The 17701-nt window shown below is 68.1% G+C and carries 14 protein-coding genes; 6 read left to right on the top strand and 8 right to left on the bottom strand.

The genetic code is table 11. The features are described from left to right. Positions 1 to 88 precede the first annotated feature (88 nt). The 7 genes from ACSQ3N_RS17840 to ACSQ3N_RS17870 all read right to left on the bottom strand — a co-directional run bounded on the left by ACSQ3N_RS17840 (position 89) and on the right by ACSQ3N_RS17870 (position 8560). On the bottom strand, positions 89 to 1060 hold the full coding sequence (locus ACSQ3N_RS17840; protein ID WP_436146989.1) for an alpha/beta hydrolase family protein: 972 nt from the start codon (positions 1058 to 1060) through the stop codon (positions 89 to 91). 195 nt (positions 1061 to 1255) lie between these two features. Next, the gene (locus ACSQ3N_RS17845; RefSeq protein ID WP_436146990.1) at positions 1256 to 2821 is read right to left on the bottom strand and encodes a malonate--CoA ligase; all 1566 of its coding nucleotides are present in this window, start codon (positions 2819 to 2821) and stop codon (positions 1256 to 1258) included. Between the two features lie 133 nt (positions 2822 to 2954). Continuing rightward, positions 2955 to 3776 (bottom strand): enoyl-CoA hydratase/isomerase family protein, encoded by an 822-nt coding sequence (locus tag ACSQ3N_RS17850; RefSeq protein ID WP_436146991.1) that lies wholly within the window; start codon positions 3774 to 3776, stop codon positions 2955 to 2957. A 139-nt stretch (positions 3777 to 3915) separates the two neighbouring features. Then, entirely contained in the window at positions 3916 to 4929 is a 1014-nt protein-coding gene (locus tag ACSQ3N_RS17855; RefSeq protein WP_056169651.1) for a Bug family tripartite tricarboxylate transporter substrate binding protein, read from the bottom strand. 172 nt (positions 4930 to 5101) lie between these two features. Next, positions 5102 to 6613 carry a malonyl-CoA decarboxylase gene (locus ACSQ3N_RS17860; protein ID WP_436147972.1) on the bottom strand — a complete coding sequence of 504 codons (1512 nt, stop codon included), beginning with the start codon at positions 6611 to 6613 and terminating at the stop codon, positions 5102 to 5104. Next, a complete protein-coding gene (locus ACSQ3N_RS17865) occupies positions 6613 to 7281 on the bottom strand; it encodes a GntR family transcriptional regulator (RefSeq protein WP_056169658.1) in 669 nt (222 codons plus the stop codon). The genes ACSQ3N_RS17860 and ACSQ3N_RS17865 overlap by 1 nt, the downstream gene beginning before the upstream one ends. 361 nt (positions 7282 to 7642) lie before the next feature. Further along, complete coding sequence (locus tag ACSQ3N_RS17870) at positions 7643 to 8560, bottom strand: LysR family transcriptional regulator (RefSeq protein ID WP_436146992.1); 918 nt, start codon at positions 8558 to 8560, stop codon at positions 7643 to 7645. A 106-nt stretch (positions 8561 to 8666) separates the two neighbouring features. Here ACSQ3N_RS17870 and ACSQ3N_RS17875 point away from each other — a divergent pair, with 106 nt between their 5' ends. Both ACSQ3N_RS17875 and ACSQ3N_RS17880 read left to right on the top strand, forming a co-directional pair. Continuing rightward, the gene (locus ACSQ3N_RS17875; RefSeq protein WP_436146993.1) at positions 8667 to 9584 is read left to right on the top strand and encodes a DMT family transporter; all 918 of its coding nucleotides are present in this window, start codon (positions 8667 to 8669) and stop codon (positions 9582 to 9584) included. 27 nt (positions 9585 to 9611) lie between these two features. Next, complete coding sequence (locus ACSQ3N_RS17880) at positions 9612 to 10043, top strand: GNAT family N-acetyltransferase (RefSeq protein ID WP_436146994.1); 432 nt, start codon at positions 9612 to 9614, stop codon at positions 10041 to 10043. 80 nt (positions 10044 to 10123) lie between these two features. Here the strand turns inward: ACSQ3N_RS17880 and lgt are convergent, their stop codons facing one another. Beyond that, a complete protein-coding gene (lgt, locus tag ACSQ3N_RS17885; RefSeq protein ID WP_436146995.1) occupies positions 10124 to 10951 on the bottom strand; it encodes a prolipoprotein diacylglyceryl transferase in 828 nt (275 codons plus the stop codon). A gap of 184 nt (positions 10952 to 11135) precedes the next feature. On the opposite strand from lgt, the gene ACSQ3N_RS17890 reads away from it, so the two are divergent. The 4 genes from ACSQ3N_RS17890 to ACSQ3N_RS17905 all read left to right on the top strand — a co-directional run bounded on the left by ACSQ3N_RS17890 (position 11136) and on the right by ACSQ3N_RS17905 (position 17633). Further along, positions 11136 to 11615, top strand: coding sequence for a sigma-70 family RNA polymerase sigma factor (locus ACSQ3N_RS17890; RefSeq protein ID WP_056418606.1), 480 nt, complete (start codon positions 11136 to 11138; stop codon positions 11613 to 11615). Positions 11616 to 11653: 38 nt separating this feature from the next. Continuing rightward, complete coding sequence (locus ACSQ3N_RS17895) at positions 11654 to 12622, top strand: FecR domain-containing protein (protein ID WP_436146996.1); 969 nt, start codon at positions 11654 to 11656, stop codon at positions 12620 to 12622. Between the two features lie 184 nt (positions 12623 to 12806). Then, complete coding sequence (locus ACSQ3N_RS17900) at positions 12807 to 15299, top strand: TonB-dependent siderophore receptor (RefSeq protein WP_436146997.1); 2493 nt, start codon at positions 12807 to 12809, stop codon at positions 15297 to 15299. 120 nt (positions 15300 to 15419) lie between these two features. Continuing rightward, positions 15420 to 17633, top strand: coding sequence for a TonB-dependent receptor (locus ACSQ3N_RS17905; protein WP_436146998.1), 2214 nt, complete (start codon positions 15420 to 15422; stop codon positions 17631 to 17633). The last annotated feature ends 68 nt before the right edge of the window (positions 17634 to 17701 follow it).

Consider the following 17701-nt stretch of genomic DNA (forward strand, 5'->3'; position numbering starts at 1 on the left):
TAGCCGTTGTGGCCCTCACGCCCGGTGGAGGCCGGTGTGAGTTCGACCGGTGCAGGTCCTCCGTGTGTCCGGTGTCCGGTGTCCGGTGTCAATCCTCACCGTTGTCCTGAGGGGGCGCAGTCTTTTCCGGCTGCAGCTGTGCAGCAGGCGCCCGTGCCGAAGGCGCCGGTGCAGGAAAGCCGTTGCGGTCCAGAAAGTCAGCCACGCGCGGTTGCCACAGTTGCGGTGCGCGGGAGAAGACCAGGTGCCCATCCTCGCCGTGCGGAGGGAACTGGATGAACTCCCCCGTTCCCCCCGCTGCGCGAAAGGCGGCGAACCACTCCCGGGGGTGCGTGGCGCCCATGTAGAGATCGTTTTCCGTGTAGACCCAGAGCGAAGGGATGCGCAGCGTGGCGCCGTACCGCGCGAACATCTGCTCCAGCTGCTGCGGTGCACAAGGCCTGCCGGGCTGCGTCTCCGGGTTGCCGCCGCCACCGCCTGCAAAGTTGATCACGGCCTGCACTCCGGCGGGCTGCAGGGCGCCCACCGCAATGGCGGTAGCCCCACCGTAGGACTGGCCCATCACCACCGCTTTGTCCTTGGCGGCGTCCGGCCTCTGGCGCACCACCTGCAGCACTTGCAGCGTCTGCTGCGCGGCAGCGGCGTACCCGGGCGAGTAGCGTTTGCTCTGGCACGGGCCGCTGTTTTCGATGTCTTCACCGCCGCTGACGCCATAGCCCACGCGGGTGGGCACAGCCACGATGAAGCCGCGGCGTACGAAAAATGCCGACTCCTTGGACAAGCGTGCGCGGCCCAGGCCGGCGCGCTTTTCGGGCTGGGCCGACCGGCCATGGCCCAGCACCATCACGGGTGCCGGGGTCGGGTTGGCATCGTCCGACCACACGGTGACGCGGATCGGCTGCGCGATGCGCTTGCCGTAGCCATCGACCACCTCGACGGGCACGTCGATCTGCGATTCCTGCAGCCGCGCGTGCACCGGCTGTGCAGCCAGTGCCACCGTGAGCAGTGCCACTGCTGCCAGGCCAAGGGACGGGGACGGGTGTGCGCGCAGGAAGGGCATGGTGGCGGCTCGATCAAATGGTGGTGCGATGCGCGCCACTGTAGAGCTCCGTCAGCGAAACGCCGATGCAAAAAACGGCGCCGTGCGAGTCATTCGCAGCGACGCCGTTCCTTCTTCAGCACACCACGCTGCCCGCAGCGTGGTAGGCCAGGCCGCCTGGTGCGGCGTCAGCGGGCTGCCTGGCGGATCAGCCGATCAGGCGAACAGCCCCTTGTGCTGATCGCGCAGCAAGTTCTTCTGCACCTTGCCCATGGTGTTGCGCGGCAGCTCGGTGGCGACGAAGCAGCGCTTGGGGATCTTGAAGTTGGCCAGTTGGGTCTTGAGCTTGGCCACGATGGCGTCGCCATCGAGCTGCGCGCCGGGCTTGGCAATCACCACCGCCACGCCCACCTCGCCGAAGTCCGGGTGGGGCACGCCGACCAGAGCGCTTTCGGCCACGCCGGGCATGTCGTTGATGTAGCCCTCGATCTCGGCGGGATAGACGTTGTAGCCGCCGCTGATGATCAGGTCCTTGCTGCGGCCGACGATGCTGATGTAGCCGCGCTCGTCCACCTTGCCCACGTCGCCGGTCTTGAACCACTTGCCGCCCTGTTCATCGGCGGTGAATTCCTCGGCCGTCTTCTCGGGCATGCGCCAGTAGCCCTTGAACACGTTGGGCCCCTGCACCTGGATGGCGCCGATCTCGCCCACGGGCAACGGCTGGTTGGCGTCGTCCACCACGCGCAGGCCCACGCCGGGCAGCGCAAAGCCCACGGTGGCTCCGCGCCGCTCGCTCTGGCCGCCGTGGCGGGCGTCGGCCGCATACGGGTTGGAGGTGAGCATGATGGTCTCGCTCATGCCGTAGCGCTCCAGGATGGTGTGGCCGGTGCGCTGCTGCCATTCGTTGAAGGTCTCGATGAGCAGCGGCGCGGAGCCCGCGACGAACAGGCGCATGTTCTTGGCCGCCTCTTTCGTCAGGCCCGGCTCGGCCAACAGGCGCACGTACAGCGTGGGCACGCCCATGAAGACGGTGGCGCGGCGCATGGCGGCCAGCACCGCCTTGGGGTCGAACTTGGCGAACCAGATCATCTTGCTGCCGTTGATGAGCGCGCCGTGGATGGCCACGAACAGGCCGTGCACGTGGAAGATGGGCAGCGCGTGGATGAGCACGTCGCCAGACGTCCAGCCCCAGTACTCCTTGAGCACCTGCGCGTTGGACAGCAGGTTGCCGTGCGTGAGCATCGCGCCCTTGCTGCGGCCGGTGGTGCCACTGGTGTACAGGATGGCGGCCAGGTCGTCGGCCGACCGGGTCACCGGCGTGTGCACGTCGCTGTGGTGCGCGGCGCGCTCCAGCAGGCTGCCCGTGCGGTCATCGCCCAGCGTGAACACATGGCCCGTGCCCTGGGTGAACGCGATCTTGCTGACCCAGCCGAAGTTGCCGGGCGTGCAGACCACCACGGCGGGTTCGGCGTTGCCGATGAAGTATTCGATCTCGGCGCTTTGGTAGGCGGTGTTGAGCGGCAGGAACACGTAGCCCGCGCGCAGCGTGGCGAGGTACAGCAGCATGGCCTCGACCGATTTTTCGACCTGCACGGCCACGCGGCTGCCCTCGGGCAGCTTCAGCGATGCGAGCAGGTTGGCGATGCGGGCGCTGGCGCGCTCCAGGTCGTCCCAGCTGTAGACCAGCTCGGTGCCGTCCGGCGCCGTGGTTTCCACGGCGGCGCTGGCCAGGTCGGAGGGAAAGGCGGCGCGCAGCGCGCTGAAAAGGTTGTGTTGGCTCATGGCAGTCAGGCGAAGTTGTTGGATTGAATCGGTCGAGTTGTCAAATCGTAAATTCAGGCAGTTCAGGCAGTTCAGGCAAGTCTGGTTTGGTCAGAAAAACTTGTGAGACGCATGCGGGCCGACAGTGCTGCCTTCAGAACGCGGGCGGGCGTTTTTCAAGAAAGGCGGTGATGCCCTCGCGGTGCTCGGCACTGTCGGCATAGGCATACGGTCCAGGCAGGGAATTCACTATGTTTTCGATAGCTGGTGGCGCTTGTCCGTCCAGCGGTAGCGGCGTTTTCAATGCCCGAAACGTCTGCTTGTTCATGCGCGCGGCGCGTGGCGCCAGGGCGGCGATGCGGTGAGCGCTGGCCAGGGCTTCGGCAGCCACCAGGTTATCGGGTACGACGCGGCTCAAGAAGCCACGCGCCAGCATGTCGGCAGCACTGAAAGTGGCGGCCTCCAGCAGCATCTGGCGCGCCGTCACATCGCCCACCGCGGCGGCCACCAACTGCGCCTCGCGCGGGGCCATCGGAAACCCCAGCTTGGCAATCGGCGCCCCGAAGCGCGCGGCCTGTCCGGCAATGCGGATGTCGCAGCAGGCGGCAATCTCCACCCCCGCCCCCATGCACGCCCCGTCGATGCGCGCCACGATGGGGACGTCGCACGCCAGCATGGCGGCCAGACCGCCCCACACATCGTTCTCATGGAAGTCGCGCAAGGCAGCGGCATCAAAACGGAACGCCGGGTACTCGGAGATATCGCCCCCCGCGCAAAACGCCCCGCCCTCTCCCGCCACGATCACGCAGCGCACGCTGTCGTCACCACCCTCGGCCCGCTGCTGGATGCCCACAAACACCTCGCGCAACTGCCGCCACATGGCGCGCGACATCGCATTCAGGCGCCCGGTGTGCCGCAGCGTGACCTGCACCACGCCGCGCTCATCCGCATCCGCTACCACCGCTTCACCCGACATAGTGCAAATCCATCACGTTGTACAAGCCCCTTGGCCTGGAAAACCGGCGCTACGCCATCGCCAGCGCCACCGTGGAACCGGCTTCGCCGGGCCACCGGAGGCGTCCCCCTTGGGGGAAGGCGCGCAGCGCCACAGGGGGTTAGTCGAGTTTCGCTCCGGAGGCCTTCACCACCGCCGCCCAGCGCTTGACCTCGCTGCTGACCATCGCCGCGAACTGCTGCTGCGACAGCCCGCCGTAGTCGGCACCGTTGTTCGCCCAGATGGTTTTCAGCTCGTCGGCCATGCCCAGTTTGCGCACCTCGTCCACGATGCGGGCCTGCAGGTCGGCGGGCGTGCCCTTGGGGGCCCACAGGCCGTACCAGGTGGTCACGGTGTAGTCGGGCAGGCCGACCTCGGCGGCGCAGGGCACGTCGGGGAAGGCGGGGTTGCGCTTGGTGCCGGACACCATCAGCGCCTTCACACGGCCGCCCTTGATGTGGTTGGCCGAGGAACCCAGGCCGTCGAACATCATGTCCACCTGGCCGCCGATCAGGTCCTGCAGCGCAGGGCCGGCGCCGCGGTATGGGATGTGCGTGATGAAGGTGTTGGTCTGCTGCTTGAACAGCTCGCCCGCCAGGTGGTGCGAGGTGCCCGCGCCGGCCGAGCCGTAGTTGAGCTTGGCGGGGTTGCGCTTGACGTATTCCATGAACTGCTGGAAGTTGCTCACCGGCACGTTCTTGGGGTTGACCACCAGCACCTGGGGCACGTTGGCCAGCAGGAACAGCGGGACGAAGTCTTTCTCGATGTCGTAGTCGAGCTTGGGGTACATCGACGGCGCGATGGCATGGTGCACGGCGCCCATGAAGAGGGTGTAGCCATCGGGCGCGCCCTTGGCGGCAAAGCTGGCGCCCACGGTGCCGCCTGCGCCGCCGCGGTTGTCGATCACCAGCGTCTTGCCGGTGGCCTTGGCGAACTGGGCCGCCAGCGGCCGTGCGAATGCGTCGGTGCCCCCGCCGGCCGGAAACGGCACCACCAGGTTGACGGGCTTGGTGGGCCAGGCCGATGCCTGGGCCCAGCTGCCGCCACTGGCCAGGCCCAGCCCTGCGGCGGCGGCGCCCACCAGCAGGCTGCGGCGTTGCACCGCTCGGTCGTGGAATTGCGTTGTCTGAGTCATGTCTTGTCTCCTGTCGTCGTTGTAGAAATGGAAAGCCGGCACCGCGCACGCCGTGGGTGTCGCTGCCGTCCGCAGCCTGCACTTCTACCAGAACCGTGCCTTGCGGCGCGGGCCATCGGGTCGATGTGCAGGCGGTGGGCGGCAGTCGGGCCCCACGTTGTCCAGCGTGGTGTCAGCCGCGGCACAAGGTGTCGATGTCCCCCGACACCGGCACCTTGCCCTGCGCCAGCAAGCTGCGATGCTTGTCGATGCGCTTCAAGTCGTACAGGTAGTTGACCATCAACCCGTACGATTGTTTGACGCCCTTGGTGGACGGATCGCCCGCCCAGTTCAGCCGCTCCACGCGGGCACCGTTGCCCAGGTGAAAACGTGCCACCGGGTCCACGGGCTTGCCCTCCAGCAGCTCGCGGCCCAGGTAGTGCGCGGCGCATTCGAGCAGCATCTGGCGCACGGGCGACTTGGCGTCCAGCTCCAGTGCCTTGTCGATGGCGGCCAGCAGGTGGGTGGGCTGCGGCGGCTCGAAGCCCACCGCGCGGCCCAGCTCGGCGCGGCGCTTGTCGTCCAGGCGCTCCAGCATCGCACCGGCGTGCTTGCCCAGCCAGGCGCGAAAGCCGGGAATGGGCGACAGCGTGGCAAAGGTGCGCAGGCGCGGGAACTCGGCGTTCAGCGTCTCCACCACGTGCTTGATGAGCGAGTCGCCAAAGCTCACGCCGCGCAGGCCCGTCTGGGTGTTGCTGATGGAGTAGAAGATGGCGGTGGTGGCGCGGGTGATGTCCGCAGGCGCCGCCGCTTCGTCCAGCAGCGGCGTGATGCTGGACGAGATCTTGTCCAGCAGCGCCACCTCGACAAAGATCAGCGGTTCGTCGGGCAGGCGCGGGTGGAAGAAGCCGTAGCAGCGGCGGTCGCTGTCCAGCCGGTTCTTCAAGTCAGCCCAGCTGCGGATGTCGTGCACGGCTTCGTACTTGATGAGCTTTTCGAGCAGCGAGGCGGGCGAGTCCCACGACAGGCGGCGCAGCTGCAAAAACGCCACGTCGAACCAGGTGGAGAACAAATGCTCCATCTCGGCATCGAGCGCCAGCAGGCGCTTGTCGGCCTTGAGCAGCGGCAGCAGCTCGGCCCGCATGTCCACCAGGAAGCGCATGCCTTCGGGAAACACCGCAAAGCGCTGCAGCAGCCGTGTGCGCGGCGTGACCATGGCGCGGCGCAGGCTGATCTCCGCCTGGCCCTCTTCGGCGGTGCCGGCCGCGGCCTCGTAGCGCTGGCGGGCCGACTTGAAGCGCGTGGCGTCGGGCGCGAACTGCTCGCACATCAGCAGCCACATGTCGCGGCGCTCTTCGGGCTCGGCCTTGGCGTACCACTCGGCCACGGCCTGGGCGCGGCGCCCGCCTTCGATCTCGCTCACCTGCGGGGCGATGACCTCCTGCAGGTCGGCCAGCAGGCGGCGCAGCGCGCGCGGCGACAGGGACTCCTGCCCGCGCCGCAGCGTGGCCTGCAGCCGCTCGTGCGTGGAGCGCGGCGGCGCGACCTTGGCGACCACGTCGGTCACGGTCTTGTCGATCGCGGCCTTGGACGTGGTCTTGTCGGCAGCCTTGTCGGCGGCCTTGTCAGTGGCCTTGTCGGCCGCAGGGGCCGTCGTGCGCAGGCGCGAGACGCTGCGGGCAATCCATTCAGGGGTGGTGTTCATCATGGTGTCAGCCTCGATTGCTGGTTGCGGGCTACGTCGCGCAGCGCATCGCGCTGGCGCAACAGATGGGTGCGCATGGCCTCTTCCGCGGCGTCGCAGTCGCGGGCCTTGAGTGCAGCGAACACGGCCAGGTGCTCGGCCAGGCTTTGCTGCAGGCGGCCGGGCGCGTGCAGCGTCTGCAGCCGGGCCAGGCGCAGGATCTTGCGCAGGTCGCCGATCACCTGGGCCAGCCAGCGGTTGTCGGCCAGCGTGATGAAGGCCTCGTGGATGGCGTAGTTGGCTTCGTAGTAGTCGGTGATGAGGCCGTCGGCTGCGCACTGCTGCAGGCGCTGGTGCAGCGCCTCGAGCGCCGCCACGTCGGCGGCGCCGGCCTTGCGCGTGGCCTCGTGGGCGGCACGGCCTTCGAGCAGCGCGATGACGGGGAACAGGTCGTCCAGGTCGCGCTCGGTGATCTGGGCCACAAAGCAGCCCCGGCGCGGCTCGTGGCGCAGCAGCCCTTCGGCCACCAGCACCTTGAGCGCCTCGCGCAGCGGGGTGCGCGAGATCTCGAGCCGCTCGCACAGCGCAGCTTCGTCCAGAAAGCTGCCGGGAGGCAACGCACCCGCAAAAATCTGCTCCCGCAGCCGCGCCGCGGCTTCGTCATGCAGGGAATTGGGGATGGGGCGCATGGTGAAAACAGCTAAATGGTGGGAGCAAGCGGTTGAACCGTGGGTTTCTACCTAGTGGCGCTGTCGGCATCTGGAAGCCATCGTTGTTTAAAAAACAGCCAACCGGATGGTTCCTTCGACAACTCGCATAATTTTCCATAATTATGAGAACGGTTGCGAAAAAACACCAGCACAGAATGCTGTGCACCGTCAAAAACCTGTTTTGGGGTGAAAACGCGACATCCGCGGCACCCATTCGCACTGCAGTGACGCCCGCCTATATCGCCGGCAGCTGTCGGGCTGTCTGCCCGCTGGACTCCCACTGCATTGGTCCCGCGCCAGCTGACACCTTGCTCTCTTGCCAGGTGCGCACGGGCCCACGTCACACAACGTGTTCGAAGCCCTGCACCAGGTGGTCGATCCACACCCGCAGCTTGGCCGGCAAGAAGCGGTTGGGTGGGTACAGCAACCAGGCCATGCCGGCATACGCTGTCTTGTGATCCCAATCGGGCAGCACCTGCACCAGGGCGCCGCTGTCCAGCGCCGCGCGCGCTGCAAAGCCCGGCAGGCTGGCAATGCCCAGGTGGTGCAGCGCGGCCTCCAGCCGCACTTCGCTGTGGTTGGCCACATAGCGCCCGCGCACGGCCACGGTGGCCACATCGGCGCCCCGTTCAAAGCGCCAGTGCCGGTCGCGCTCGTCTTCGCCCAGATAGATGCACGCGTGCTGCTCCAGGTCGCGCGGGTGCGCCGGGTGGCCGTGCGCCGCCAGGTACTGGGGGCTGGCGCACACGATGTGCGGCAGCGGGGCCAGGGGCCGGCCCGCCAGGCCGGGGGGCGGTGTGTCGGTCACGCGCAGGGCCAGGTCGATGGGGTCTTGGAACAGGTCCACCACCCGGTCGGTGATGAGCAGTTGCACATCCACCTGCGGGTACTTCTGCAGAAACGACAGCACCAAGGGGTGCACCAGTTGCCGCCCCACGGCCTTGGGCATGCTCATGCGCACCATGCCGGTGGGCTCGCCGGTGTGGGTGTCGCTCAGCGCCCACACCTCGCGGGCGGCGGCCACCATCGACTGGCAGCGGCTGTAGGCTGCCGCGCCCCCGTCGGTGAGCTTGAGCTTGCGGGTGGTGCGCTCCAGCAGCCGCACGCGCAGGGCGCCCTCCAGCCGGGCCACCTGGCGGCTGACGGCGGATGGGGTGAGGCCCAGTTGCCGGGCCGCGGCCGAGAAGCTGCCGGCCTCGACCACCCGCGCGAACACGGCCATATCGGAGAGGCTGTCGAGAGGTTGATTGATGCTCATGACGCACAAGTGATGTTCTGCAGCAGCGATTATCAATGTGCAGGCGCAAATGAATAATCGCCCGAGCGTCTTATTTATCTGCCCGCCTGCGTAGGCACCCTGCCCCATGACCACCGTGACCACACTCACAGCCCCGACCCATTCCCCTCTCGCACCCCGGCTGGCCGATGCCGCACTGCTGCTGGTCGCCGTCGTCTGGGGCACCAGCTATGGCGTGGCCAAGGGGGCCCTGGTGTTCTACCCGGTGTTGGGCTTTCTGGCGGTGCGGTTCGGGCTGACCTTTGTGTTGCTGCTGCCGGCGCTGCTGCGCGCCAGCCGCGCGGAGCGGCGCGATGCGTTGGCGGCGGGTCTGCCGCTGGGCGGGTTGCTGATGGGCATCTTTGTGTGCGAGACCTTTGGGTTGGCGCTCACCCAGGCCAGCAATGCGGCGTTTCTCATCAGCCTGTGCGTGGTGTTCACGCCGTTTGCCGAGTGGGCGCTGCTGGGCCAGCGGCCCGCGCGGGCGATGTTCGTGTTTGCCGGGGTGTCCCTGGTGGGCGCTGCGCTGCTCAGCGGCGGCCTCAACGGCCACTGGGGCTGGGGCGACGCGCTGATGCTGGCCGCCGCCGTGCTGCGCGCCATCACCGTATGCCAGACCAGCCGCCTCACCCGCCGCCGCAACGCACCGGTGCTGGCCCTGACGGCCGTGCAGGCCGGCGTCATCGCGCTGGGCAGTGTGGCGCTGGCCTTTGCATTACCCGGCGGCCTGCCACCGCTGCCTGGCGACACCGGCTTCTGGCTGGCCTGCATCTACCTGGTGTTGGGCTGCACGGTGTTCGCCTTCGTGATGCAGAACTGGGCCCTGCGCCACAGCTCGCCGTCGCGCGTCGGACTGCTGATGGGCAGTGAGCCGGCGTTTGGTGCGCTGTTTGCCGTGCTGTGGCTGGGCGAGAGCCTCAGCATCGCGGGCTGGGCCGGGGGTGCGTTGATTGTGGCGGCGGCGTTGTGGACGATGCTGCGGCGCGGGGCGACTGCACCGAACTGATCACCTACCGCGCGCATACTCGCGACGATGCTCTCCCACCTGACCTTTGCACCGCCGACCGACGACGATCTGCGCGACGGCACACTGGGCCGCCAACTGCGCCAGTACAACTATCGCTTCGTCGGCGAATACCCTGCCCAGCAGCCCGTGCGCCGGGATGCACGCGATGCGCAAGGGCGACTGGTGGGCGGCATCCGTGGCTTCGTGTTCGTGTATTGGCTGAACATCGACGTGCTGTGGGTCGCCGACGACCACCGCGGTCAAGGCCTGGGCACTCTCCTGCTGGGCTGGGCAGAGGCGCAAGGGCGCACGCTCGGTGCGCACCACGCCAGGCTCGACACCTTCGAATGGCAGGCGCGGGGCTTCTACATCCAGCAGGGGTACACAGAGTTCGCCCGCATCGAGGACTACCTTCCCGGGCAGTACCTGGCCTTCATGAAAAAGCCGCTGGCCTCATGAGCGCCCAGCGGCTTTGTTTTCGAATTTGCTATCCAATTGATAGCTGCTGGCGCTTTACCATCAATCGGTAGAGGCCATTTTTACCTTGCAGCCAGCGCCACCACAGGCTGGCGCTGCGCCCACAGCCACAGCGCAATACCGCCCACGATCATCGGCACGCACAGCCACTGGCCCATGCTCATGCCCAGCGACAGCACGCCCAGGAAGGCGTCCGGCTCGCGGAAGTATTCGGCGATGAAGCGGAAGACCCCGTAGCCGAACAGGAAGGCGGCGGCCACCTGGCCTTGGCGGCGTTCCTTGCGGGCATACAGCCACAGCAGAACGAACAGCAGCAAGCCCTCCAGCAAGAACTGGTAGACCTGTGACGGGTGGCGCGGCTGCATTGATCCGCTGTGCGCGAATACCATGCCCCAGGGCAGGTCGGGGCTGGAAAAGCGCCCCCAGAGTTCGCCGTTGATGAAATTGCCCACCCGCCCGGCCGCCAGGCCCGTGGGCACGCAGGGCGCCACAAAGTCGGCGACCTGCAGCCAGGGGCGCTTGCGCGAGTGTGCGAACCAGATCATCGCCACGATGACGCCCAGCAGCCCGCCGTGAAAGGCCATGCCGCCCTGCCACACGGCAAGGATCTCGAGCGGGTGGCTGAGGTAGTAGCCCGGCTTGTAGAACAGGCAGTAGCCCAGCCGGCCGCCTACCACCACGCCCGCCACACCGAGGAAAAGGATGTCCTCGACATCCTTGCGCGTCCAGGCGCCCGGGCCGGTGATGGAGGCAAAGGGTTCGTGGCGCAGGCGCCGGATGCCCAGGAACATGAACAGGCCGAAAGCCGCCAGGTAAGTCAGCCCATACCAGTGAATGGCCAGCGGGCCGAGCTGCAGGGCGACGGGGTCGATGTGGGGGTAGGTCAGCATGGTGGCCGGTATTGTGCCCGCCCGCGCGGGGGCTCCGCGCGAATGGCAACCCCGTGGGGCGTGGGGACAGGCATAATTGATACTGATAGTAGTTCTCATTAGCATCCCGCAATGCCAGCGGCCCCGTGCCGGATGGCATTGCCGCCCTGTTTCGACCCTCCCCTGTGCCGCGCGCGCCCGTACCTTGCAGAGCCTTTACCTGGACCACCACACCTGGCTGCAGAGCCTGCTGAGAAAGCGGCTGGGCAACCGTGACGATGCCGCAGACCTGGCGCACGACACCTTCGTGCGCGTGCTTCGGTCGGACACGCCGGTGGAGGAGATCCGCGAGCCGCAGCGCTACCTGGCCACGGTGGCGCGCGGGCTGGTGGCCGACTTTTTTCGGCGCCGCTCGCTGGAGCAGGCCTACCTGGACTACCTGGCCGTGCTGCCCGAAGACATGGCGCCCTCGCCCGAGGAGCAGGCCATCATGCAGCAGACCCTGATCAACGTGGACCGCATGCTCGGCAGCCTGCCGCCCAAGGTGCGCGAGGCCTTTGTGCTGGCGCAGTTCGAAGAGCTGACCTACCCCGAGATCGCCCAGCGCCTGGGCATATCGCTGCGCAGCGTGAGCAACTACCTCACGCGGGCCATGGAGCACTGCGCCCTGGTGTTGGAAGATTGAGTGCCCCCGCGACCGAAAGATCGAAGGGCGCCAGCGCCGTGATCAGCCACCCGACCGACGCCGAACGCCGCGCACTGCGCGAGGCCGCCGCCTGGCACACCCGCCTGCGCGACCAAACCGCCGCTGCCGCCAACGACCACCGTGCCTGGCAGGACTGGCACGCGGCCGACCCGGCCCACCAGCGCGCCTGGCAAAAGGTGCAGGCAGTGGGCGCGCAGCTGGGCCGCATCCCGGCGCCGCTGGCGCGGCAGGCGCTGGGCGAGCGCAGCCGGCCGCCCCGGCGCGCCGTGCTGCGCAGCCTGGCCGCGGGGGTGGGCGTGGGCTCGGCGGCGCTGCTGTCGTGGCGCACCCTGCCCTGGCAGGAATGGCAGGCCACGCACCGCACCGCTGTGGGCGAGCGGCGCGACATCACCCTGCCCGATGGCTCGCTGCTGGCGCTGGACACCGGCACGGCGGTGGATGTGGACTTCACCGACCGCGAGCGGCTGCTGCGCCTGCGCACCGGGCGCATCCTGGTGGCCACGCAGCCCGATGCACAGGGCCGCCGCTTCAGCGTGGTGACGAGCCAGGGCCGCGTCGTGGCGCTGGGCACGCGCTTTTCCGTGCAGTTGCAGGGCGACAGCCAGTGCCACGTGAGCGTGCAGGAAAAGGCCGTGCGTGTGCTGCCGGCAGAGGGCATGCCACGCGAGCTGCAGGCCGGCGAGCAGACACGCTTCACCCCGCTGACGGCAGAGCCCCCCGTGGCCGCCGACCCGTTCGACGCCAGCTGGCGCGACGGCGGGCTGATCGCGGTGGACATGCCGCTGGGCACCCTGATCGCTGCGCTGGCCCGCTACCGCCCCGGCCACCTGGGCTGCGCGCCGGAGGTGGCGGCCGTGCGGGTGTCGGGCGCCTTCCCGGTGAACGACACCGACCGCGCGCTGGCGGCATTGGTCAGCCGGTTTCCGCTGCAGCTGCGCAGCCACACGCGCTACTGGGTGCGGGTGGAGGCGCTGGAACGGCTTTGACCGCCCGGCGCCCAGGGCCGGCATTGCTACAAAAATAGTAGCTGCAAAGCATTACCAATCAAGCGGTAGGCACCTTAAATGGCATTGACTGCATACCTCGCGAAATTTTTTTGACCCCGGGTTTGCAGGTTTGGCGTGCCTTGAGCGGCATACCAATGAACCCGCTGAGCGCCCAGAAGAATCCATGCCATCCGCCACCCCTGCCTGCCTGGCCCGCGCCGCGCTGCTGAGCGCTGCGCTGTGCGTGGCCGTGGCCGGCCCGGTGGCCCAGGCCCAGCCGGCCCCGGCCGCAACTGCAGGCCAGGCGCCCGGCGGCGACACGGCGCGCGCATATGCCATTGCCCCCGGGCCGCTGGCCGTGGTGGTAAGCCAGTTTGCCAACGCTGCTGGGGTGGCGCTGTCGTTCGACGCGGCCCAGCTGGGGCCACAGCGATCGCCCGGGCTGCAGGGCCAGTACACGGTGGAGGCCGGCTTTGCCCGGCTGCTGGAGGGCAGCGCCCTGCAGGCCGTGCGCGCATCGAGTGGCGTCTATACCCTGCGCGCCATGCCACGCGCCACAGCACCCGAGGTCAGCGGCGCGCAGGTGCTGGCCCCGGTCACGGTGACGGCCACCGCGCCCACCGCCCGCACCGAGCAGTCGGGCTCGTACACCGCCAGCACGGCCACAGTCTTTGCGGGCCCGCAACCGGTGCGCGGCATAGCGCAGCCGGTCACCGTGCTCACGCGCCAGTGGCTGGACGACCGCGCCCTGCCGGACCTGCACGCGGTGATGCAGCACACCCCCGGCATCACGGTGGACTACACCGACAGCGAGCGTGTGAACTACTACGCCCGGGGTCACCAGATCGATGCGCTGCAGGTGGACGGCATGGCGCTGAGCCAGAACACCTCGGCCTCGATATTCATCCAGCCCGACACCGCAGTGCTCGACCGGGTGGAAGTGCTGCGCGGCGCGGCGGGCCTGCTGCGCGGCGCGGGCAACCCATCGGCCACCGTGAACATGGTGCGCAAACGTCCTGAACGCGAATTCCAGGCGTCTACCGGCGTGGTGCTGGGCTCGTGGAGCCGCCGCCGCATCGACGCGGACCTCTCCGCCCCGCTCAACGATGCGGGCAGCCTGCGCGGCCGGCTGGTGGCCGTGGCCGACAGCAAGAAGTTCTTCCAGCAGGCGCGGGCCGAAGACCGCAAGCTGCTCTACGGCGTGGTGGAGGCGGACCTGGCCCCTGGCACCACGCTCACGGCGAGCCTGCAGCACACCGAACTGGATGCGACCGGCGCGTGGGGCGGCCTGCCCGCAGGCATCGACGGCACGCAACTGCACCTGCCGCGCAGCACCTACCTGGGCACCGACTGGAACCGGTGGGACCGGCACAACGACCAGGCCTTCATCGAGCTGGCGCACCGCGCGGGCAACGGCTGGAGCACGCGCCTGAGCGCCGCCCACAACCGCCTGCGCAGCGACGGTTTCAAGCAGACCTCGTTCACCAGCGCGAGCAGCACCGACCCATACCTGGTCGACGTGAGCACCTCCATCTACGGCGCAGAAGCCAGCGACCAGAGCGCCCTGGCCCTGTCGGCCACCGGCCCGTTCGAGCTGCTGGGCCGCACCCACACCTTGAGCCTGGGCGCCGACACCCTGCACATCCGCACCACCGGCACCAGCGGCCATTGGGGCGTGAGCCCGCTGCAGGGCGTGGACCTGCGCACCTGGAACCCCGCCACCAGCTACCCCGAGCCCTTCTACAGCCCCGGCAACGGCACGGCCTACACCGCGCCGTCGTCGCGCACAGGGCAGCAGGGCGCATACGCCATGGCCCGCCTGTCGCTGGCTGGCCCGCTCAACGCCATCGTCGGCGCGCGCGTCAGCGGCTGGCGCTACCGCGTGCCTGCAGCCCCTGCCAGCAACTACAGTGTGGCGCACGAAGTCACACCCTACGCAGGCCTGGTCTACGACCTGGGCGAGCACTTGAGCCTGTACGGCAGCTACGCCGAAACCTTCACGCCGCAGGACGCCAAGGGCGCGGACGGGCGGCTGCTGGCGCCCATCCGTGGCAAGGACGTCGAGGCGGGCATGAAGGGCGAGTTCATGGACGGCCGGCTCGCGGCGTCGCTGTCGCTGTTTCGCATCCACCAGGTGGGCCGGGCCATGGACGACCTGGGCAGCCCGCAAGGTTGCCCCAGCAACCCCGCCGGCCACTGCCAGGTAGCAGGCGGCAAAACACGCAGCCAGGGCCTGGAGCTGGAAGTGTCAGGCGAGCCGAGGCCCGGCTGGCAGGTGCTGGCGGGCTACACCCACACCCGCACCTGGTACCTGCGCGATGCCGACCCCGCCAACACCGGCCAGCCGCTGCGCAGCATCGACCCGCGCCACGCGCTGCGGCTGTTCGCCAAGCACCGGCTGGACGGCGCACTGCGGGGCTGGAGCATCGGCGCCGGCGCGCGGGTGCAGAGCGATGGCTATGTGACCGCTGGCGACGTCACGTCGCGCCAGGGCGGGTATGCGGTGATCGACGCCATGCTGGGCTACCGCATCGACGCCAGGTACTCGGTGCAGGTCAACGTGAACAACGTTCTGGACAAGGTGTACTACGCCAAGTTCGCGCCCAACGCCCGCTACTTCAACAACTACTACGGCGACCCGCGCAACGTGGTGGTGTCGCTGCGCGCCAACTTCTGACACGGGGACTGTAGACCACCACCCTCCCCCTCCCCCAGCATCCCTCATCCCGGTTGCCGCTCTGGCACCTCTGACCGCGGCCGTCCCCATTCCGTTTTCTTCAACCCAACCATGACTGTCATGAACCACCCTTCACACGCCCGCCACGCCCGCCGTGCCGACCTGCACTTCGCCCCCAACCGCCTCGCCCGCCTGGTCCGGCAATGCCTGGGCGCGGGCTTTGCCATCGCCGCGGTCGGCGTGGGCGCGCAGACCGCCAGCAAGACGGCCATGGACGAGGTGGTCGTCTCCGACCAGGCCGAGGCCATCGGCGGCCTGCAAAAGACCTACTCCGGCGGCCAACTGGCGCGCGGCGGGGACCTGGGCCTGCTGGGCAAGGTCGATCTGATGAACGTGCCCTTCAGCACCACCAACTACACGTCCGAACTGATCCAGAACCAGCAGGCACAAAGCGTCTCCGACGTGGTGATGAACGATGCCTCGGTGCGCCCCATGGCGTCGCGCGGCGGCTTCGGCGACGATTTTCAGGTTCGCGGCTTCACCGTGGGCAATGGCGACCTCGCCATCAACGGCCTGTACGGCCTGGCCCCGTCCACGCGCATTCCCCTCGAAATGATCGAGCGCGTGGAAGTGCTGAAGGGCCCCGGCGCGCTGACGAGCGGCGTCGGCCCCAATGGCAGCGTGGGCGGCAGCATCAACACCGTGCTCAAACGCGCGGGCGACGCGCCGCTCACGCGCCTGACCAGCACCTACATGAGCAAGTCCAACTTTGCAGCCCACCTGGACGTGGGCCGCCGCTTCGGCCAAGACAACGAATGGGGCGTGCGCCTCAACGGTCTGGTGCGCGGTGGTGAAGGCACCACCGACAACGGCAAGCAGAACCTCAACCTCGGCTCCATCGCGCTGGACTACGCGGGCGCACGCACCCGCTGGTCGCTCGACGCCACCGCCACGCGCGGAGAGACCGACAACTTCCGCAACCACATCACGCTGCCCACCGCCGGCGGCATCCCTGCCGTGCCCGACACGCGCTCGGTCTGGTACCCAGGCACCGAACTCAAGGACAACTTCAAGCTGGTGACCTCACGCCTGGAACACGACCTCAACGACAGCACCACGGTCTACGGCAGCGTGGGCTGGTCCAAGCTGGATTACATGCAGGACTTCCCCGGCGGTTCGGGGCTGACCGCCAACGGCAACTTCAATGTGCGCAACGCGTGGTACGACCAGTACACCGACTCCAAGGCCGCCGACGTGGGCCTGCGCAAGCGCTTCAACACCGGCGCCGTCAAGCACACCGTGGCCATTGGCATGAACTACATGGCGCAGGAGACCGGGTACTTCTATGCCACCTCGGCCGGCACCAATCCGTCCAACCTGTACAACCCCGTTCCCGCCCCGGCCATGACGGGCGTGCGCGGCGCACCGGCCAAGAGCGTTGACAACCACCAGCACAGCTTCGCCATCGCCGACACCATGGGCTTCTTCAACGACAGCCTGCTCGTGACCGTGGGCCTGCGCCGGCAGACGATGGACTACGAAGGTTTCAACGTGGCAACGGGCGCATCGACCAGCCAGTACAAGGCCAGCAGCACCACGCCGTTGGCAGGCGTGGTGTTCAAACCCGCCAAGAACATCTCTGTCTACGCCAACTACACGGCCGGCCTCTCGCGCGGCAGCAAGGTGTCCGAGACAGCCACCCCCGCCTACGACAACGCAGGACAGACCATTCCACCCTTCAAGTCCAAGCAGATCGAAATGGGCGTGAAGGCGGACTGGGGCCGCATCACCACGCAGGCCGCGGTCTACGAAATCAAGCGACCCAGCGCCTACACCACGACGTCGGCCATCGATCCGAGCCTGAACCACTACGGCTTTGACGGCGAGCAGCGCAACCGCGGCCTGGAGCTGACGGCTTATGGTGAGGTGCAGCGCGGCCTGCGCCTGATGGCCAGCGTCGCCTTCACCGACGCCAAGCTCACCCGCACGCAAGGCGGCGTCAACCAGGGCAAGAAGGTCTCGGGTGTGCCTGAGCACAACTTCAACCTGGGCCTGGACTGGGACACGCCCTGGATGCAGGGCCTGAGCCTCAATGGCCGTGTCGTCAGTTCCTCGTCCGTATACCGCAACGCCGACAACACGCTCAGCACGCCGTCCTGGACGCGGCTGGACATCGGCGCACGCTACACCACCAAGCTGTCGGGCAAGCCGCTCGTGCTGCGCGCCAATCTGGAAAACGTGAGTGAAAAGGCGTACTGGATCACCGGCATCAACGGTTACTCCACCACCGGCCTGCCGCGCACACTGACACTGTCGGCCCAGATGGACTTCTGAGCACCCGGTTCGACCGAGAAACTCAGCTGAGGGCCACTGCTTGACCTGGTGGAGGCAGCGGCCCAATG

The organism is Acidovorax sp. LjRoot194 (assembly GCF_964253015.1).
Lineage (GTDB): Bacteria > Pseudomonadota > Gammaproteobacteria > Burkholderiales > Burkholderiaceae_C > Acidovorax.